The 5,181-nt window shown below is 69.4% G+C and carries 6 protein-coding genes; 1 reads left to right on the plus strand and 5 read right to left on the minus strand.

Going from position 1 to position 5,181, the window contains the following annotated elements; genetic code table 11:
* Nucleotides 1-1,729: DEAD/DEAH box helicase (locus tag HMPREF1137_RS05740; protein WP_007589920.1), on the plus strand; the 1,729-nt coding region annotated here is incomplete at its 5' end.
* A 200-nt stretch (nt 1,730-1,929) separates the two neighbouring features.
* Here HMPREF1137_RS05740 and HMPREF1137_RS05745 read toward each other — a convergent pair.
* The 5 genes from HMPREF1137_RS05745 to HMPREF1137_RS05765 form a co-directional block, all read right to left on the minus strand.
* On the minus strand, nt 1,930-2,307 hold the full coding sequence (locus tag HMPREF1137_RS05745; RefSeq protein ID WP_007589917.1) for an Rv3654c family TadE-like protein: 378 nt from the start codon (nt 2,305-2,307) through the stop codon (nt 1,930-1,932).
* Between the two features lie 50 nt (nt 2,308-2,357).
* On the minus strand, nt 2,358-2,696 hold the full coding sequence (locus tag HMPREF1137_RS05750; protein WP_007589916.1) for a TadE/TadG family type IV pilus assembly protein: 339 nt from the start codon (nt 2,694-2,696) through the stop codon (nt 2,358-2,360).
* Nucleotides 2,693-2,965 carry a DUF4244 domain-containing protein gene (locus HMPREF1137_RS05755; RefSeq protein ID WP_007589919.1) on the minus strand — a complete coding sequence of 91 codons (273 nt, stop codon included), beginning with the start codon at nt 2,963-2,965 and terminating at the stop codon, nt 2,693-2,695. The genes HMPREF1137_RS05750 and HMPREF1137_RS05755 overlap by 4 nt, the downstream gene beginning before the upstream one ends.
* A gap of 131 nt (nt 2,966-3,096) precedes the next feature.
* Nucleotides 3,097-3,960 (minus strand): type II secretion system F family protein, encoded by an 864-nt coding sequence (locus tag HMPREF1137_RS05760; protein WP_231284040.1) that lies wholly within the window; start codon nt 3,958-3,960, stop codon nt 3,097-3,099.
* A 377-nt stretch (nt 3,961-4,337) separates the two neighbouring features.
* Nucleotides 4,338-5,181 (minus strand): TadA family conjugal transfer-associated ATPase (locus HMPREF1137_RS05765; protein WP_007589918.1); only part of this gene is annotated, 844 nt, incomplete at its 5' end.

Consider the following 5,181-nt stretch of genomic DNA (forward strand, 5'->3'; position numbering starts at 1 on the left):
GGCCGACGAGTCTGAGGTCGACATTTCTTCCTTCCTGGAGGCCCTCGATGCGCCGCCGGGGGCGGCCACCCTCAAGGTCCCGATCGTGCGGCGCAGCGCCGGGGTTGAGGCCGCCAACCTCGCCACCGCTTTCGTCGAGGAGGGGGCGCGCCTCCTCGCCTTTGTGCGCTCGCGCGCGGGGGCCGAGGCCGTGGCCGCTCAGGTGCGCGACCGGCTTTCGGCGCGCGGTTCCGCGAACGCAGGCCGGGTGGGCGCGTATCGCGGCGGCTACCTGCCCGAGGAACGCCGGGCGCTCGAGGAGGCGATCCGCACGGGAGGAGTGCGGGCGCTCGCCACGACATCCGCGCTCGAAATGGGCCTGGACATCTCGGGCCTGGACGCGACGATCACGGTCGGCTGGCCGGGCACGCGCGCGTCCCTGCGTCAGCAGATCGGCCGCGCGGGTCGCGCGGGCGCGCCCGGAACCTCCGTGCTTATTGCTTCCGACAACCCGCTGGACGCGTACCTGGTGCGCCACCCGGAACACATTCTCGGCGAGGTCGAGGCCTCCGTCATCGACCCCTCCAACCCGTGGGTGCTGGCACCGCACATCGCCGCCGCGGCCGCCGAAATACCGATCACTCCGTCCGATATCACCTACTTTGGACCGGAACTGCGAGGGGTCACCGAACGCCTCGTCGCCGACGGATACCTCAAGCGCAGGCCCTCAGGGTTCTTCTGGGACGCCACCAGGCCCGAGCGCCCCAGCGACCTCACCGACCTGCGCGGAGCCGCAGGCGACGTTCAGATCGTCGACGCGGCCACCGGCACCGTCATCGGCACCATCGACCAGGCATCCGCCGACGCCCAGGTCTTCCCCGGCGCCATCTACATCCACCAGGGGCGCACCTTCCACGTGCTCTCCCTCAGCTCCCTCACCACGCCCACCGCTCCCGCCGCCCAGGGATGGCCGCGCGCGCTCCTGCCCAAGGCGTCGGGCGGCACCCGGGGAACCGAGCACCTCGGGGGCGGGGAGCGCGAGGGGGCCCAGGCCTCGTCGATCATCATCCCACCCGCGCGGACGGGCGACGCGCGCGTCGCCCTGGTCGAGGAGGTGCGCACTCCCCTGCGCACGCGCTCGGCGACCCACACGAGCGTCGAGGTCTGCGCAATCGAGGAGACGCACGTGTGCGGGGACGGGACGGTCACCTGGCATCACGGGCCGACAAACGTGTCGACGCGGGTCACCGACTACGATCTGCTGCGCCTGCCCGGGCTCGAATTCATCCGCAACATCGAGTTGTTCCTGCCCACCCACACGCTGCCCACGAAGTCCACGTGGTTCACCCTCACCCCTGCGGCGCTGGCCGCAATGGGGATCGAGGCCGCGGACCTGGCGGGCACGCTGCACGCCACCGAACACGCGATGATCGGGATCCTGCCCATCGTCGCGACCTGTGACCGCTGGGACCTGGGCGGCCTGTCGACCGAGCTGCACGACGACACGGGCGCGCCCACCGTGTTCATTCACGACGCGTTCCGGGGCGGCGCGGGGCACGTGCTCGCCGGCTTTCACAGCGCGCGGTCGTGGGTCGCGGCCACGCTCGAGGCCGTCTCCTCCTGCGACTGCGAGTCCGGGTGCCCACGCTGCGTCCAGTCCCCCAAGTGCGGCAACGGCAACGAACCCCTGTCCAAACAGGGAGCGATCACGCTGCTCACCTACCTCCAGGAGCGCGCGCCGGGGGCATGAAGTCCGCGCTGTAGACACCCGAAGGGGCCGGCCATAAGGCCGACCCCTTCGAGTATCCCATCAACACAGTGCAAGTCTTCCGATGCGCTCCCTTTCTTGGCTCACCCTTTGTGGGTGTCGCCCTTGGCTTGATGACTATTAATGTACGAACCCCACCTGTGGGAACCATTGAACGAACCTGGCAATTTCCTGTGAGTTTTTCACTCGCCCGGTCCGGCGCGCGCCCGAGCGCTCACATTCGTTGAAATACCAGCGATTCTGACTGGCTGCGTGAGGACCACCAGGCAGTCAGAATCACGCACCTCGCAGGACTGGATGTCCACACCATTCGCGCGAGCAACGACGGAGGCAGCCGCGCAGGGCCTCTCCCCCACGTCCTCCCATGCGGCGGTGGCGGACTGCTCCGCCCCGGCCAGGGCCGCCAGGTCGGCGACGGCCTGCAGATGCACCCGCTCGCGATGAGCGACACCAATCCCGCCGAGGACCACCGCGAGCGCGAGCGCAAGAACAATCAAACCCACCGAGTTGACCGTTCCGGATCCTTCCTCGCCGGAACGGTCGCCGGCGCGCCCATACACGACAGGCCCACGTCGGGACACAGCCGCGCGTCCAGCTATCCGTACATGCGTCACGGCAGGTTCCCCTCGTCGATGGTCGTCACCGTGCAACGGGCGATGCCCCCGATCCAGCCGGCCGCCCCGCGGTAGGGGGCAGTGCCGGTGACGCTCACCCACCCATCCGAGCGAGTGACCGCATAGGAGCCGGGCGGATAGGCTGCTGAGGCCGCTCCCTGCGGGTCAGCCTGTCCGATGGAGGCAGCCCGCGCGCCCTCGCGCACCGCCTGACACAGGGAGGCTCCGGTCATCCCGGCCTGCGCGGCGGCGACGATGACGCCGATGACGACCGTAACCGCGAGGAAACCAATGGCGTGCTCGACGGTGACGTATCCGCGCTCATCGCTGTTCATCGGGTGCTGAGCGCCTCCTGGATGATGGACTCCAGGGCTGCCCGCACGGCGTCCGATTTGAGGATCACGATGAGCAAGCCAGCGAATCCCGCGGCGGCAATAGTCCCAATCGCGTACTCGACGGTGGTCGCGCCCTCCTCAGGATCACGCCCCTCCGCGCTATCCCCACCGGATCCGGCCCTCATGGCACGTCCCATATCCTGCACGGTCGCCATCGCGATGAGCTGGGCTCGCGTCACCGCGCAGTCGATTCTGTCGATGATCGTCATTGATCTGTCCTTTCGTCTCTCGCGCCTACCGACGCGTAGAGCTAGTGTGCGCGCTCGTAGTTTTGCGGTTCCACGCGGATTGGCAGCCCTGTGGATAACTCGCGAGCCCCAGCGACCCCTGTGGATAAGAGCTACATGCCGATACCACCGGTGAGGGAGGCGAGGAGGGGCGCGATTCCGAGTGTGAGAAACGCGGGGAGGAAACATGCGCCGAGCGGTCCAACGAGCCGGACGCTGAGTTCTTCTGCGCGCGTCTTCGCCTCCACCAGGCGGGTTCGACGCTCCCAGGAGGCACTGCGCGCAAGCATCGTTTCCGGTGCGCTGCCGCTGGTCCAGGCGGATTCGAGGGCGTCTCGCAGCGGGTGCACCCATGCCGGGGTCTCCTCCCAGGCCTCGCCCCACATAGACCCAAGCCGCAATGCGCAGGCCGTCCAGGAGAGAGACTCGCATGAGCTAGCCGATGCGAGCGCATCGAGGACGCGCGGGATCGCCGCACCGCATGCAAGCCCGGCGGAGGCGAGGTCGCAGGTCAGAGCAGCATCGGTATCCTCATCGGGTTGTCTGGCCCGCGCGAGGATCCTGCGGCACGAAACGATGCCCGCCACCCACGCGAGTATTCCGAGCAGGACGCAGACCCTCCCAACGGTCGCTCCCGTGTAGAAATGCCAGGGTGAGGCACCCAGCGCGAGGGCGGACACGATTCCGACCAGGGGAAGAGCCGCGAGGACGCGCGCGGACATGAGGGGACCGGCAGAAGCAACGCGGCGAGATTCTTCAACGGCTTGCGCATCCTCAACGCTGTCCCCGATGGCATCCAGGATGTCAGCCAGGGGCGCGCCGAGGCCGTTGCTGAAGCGGCAGGCCAGAGCGATGGACGCAGCTGCCGTTCTGGCAGCGCCCGCATCCGGGGATCGCGCGCGCAACGGGACGCTCCAGCGAGGAGGCTCGCGTGCCCATTCGTCGAAGATCGACGGGTATGGGTCAGTGTCGCGCACTGCGCCTCCCGCGCCGATGCGCGCGAGGGACAACGACCACGCTCGTGCCGTCGGCATTCCCGCACGCAGGCGCGTCGCGACCTCGGCGACCAGGAGGGAGAGCTCACGCGTCGTCGGCGAACCTATGGCGCGACCGCGGTGCCTCGCCCTGTTGTCGTGGCCCGCGAGACAGCGGAGTCTGCGCCCCCAGGCCCCATCGGCAGGATTGCGTGAGCTGCGCGGGTACATCCACGCACGCACGATACGCTTCTCATGCGCTCCCCGATACACGGCCATACAACACCGTAAACACACAGCAAATAGGCATATACCGAACACGCTGACCACCGCTACCTCGCCGAGGCCGAGGCAGTCCACGAACGCATCCCAGCCCACCCTCACAGTCCGACCCTTCGGGCGAGGGAGGCCCAGGCCTCGTGCGTGGTGACGCAGCCATCGGCGGAGGCGCTGAGCGCGACCGCGCACTCGAGTGGACCGCGAGCGCGCGTGAGGACCCCGACCTCGGACACCCATCGGCGGCCAGCTGCGTCGCGCCGCATGTGGAGGACGGCGTCGAGGGCGCTGGAAGCCTGGGCCGCGACGGCACCCTCCCCCATACCCGCGAGCGCCCCGAGCGCCGCAAGCCTCGCGGGCACTTCCCTCGCCCCGTTCGCGTGGATGGTCGCCCAGCCCCCGTCATGCCCCGTGTTGAGGGCCGTCAGGACATCTCGCACTTCGGGGCCTCGGCACTCCCCAAGGACGAGGCGGTCGGGGCGCATGCGCATGGCCGCGCGCACGAGGTCGGAGAGGGTGACGCCTCCTCGCCCTTCCACGTTTGGCTTGCGTTCGACGAGGTGGACGCAGTGCGGGTGGGCGGGCGCGATCTCGGCGACCTCCTCGATGCAGACGATGCGTTCGCCGGAGGGGACGAGGGAGAGGGCGGCGCTCAGGAGGGTGGTCTTGCCACTGCCGGTCGCCCCACTCACAAGGACGTTCGCCCGCGAGACAACGAGCGCCCGCAGGAGCATCCCCACCGCGCCGGGCAGTGTCCCGCAGGCCTCGAGGTCTGCGACGCCCAGCCGACGGGTGCCGAGGACGCGCAGGGAGATGAGGGTCCCCGATCCTGAGACTGGTGGGAGGACCGCGTGCAGGCGCACGCCGCCCGGCAGGGTGCCGTCGGCGATGGGGCTGGCGTCGTCGAGGCGCGCCCCGCAGGCGCTCGCGAGGCGTATCGCGGCGTGG

Source organism: Actinomyces sp. ICM39 (genome assembly GCF_000282935.1).
Taxonomy (GTDB): domain Bacteria; phylum Actinomycetota; class Actinomycetes; order Actinomycetales; family Actinomycetaceae; genus Pauljensenia; species Pauljensenia odontolytica_B.

Excerpts from the sequence above, each read along its gene's own strand:
- HMPREF1137_RS05750 (WP_007589916.1), bottom strand. The coding sequence starts at position 2,696 with ATGAACAGCGATGAGCGCGGATACGTCACCGTCGAGCACGCCATTGGT.
- HMPREF1137_RS05755 (WP_007589919.1), bottom strand. The coding sequence starts at position 2,965 with ATGACGATCATCGACAGAATCGACTGCGCGGTGACGCGAGCCCAGCTC.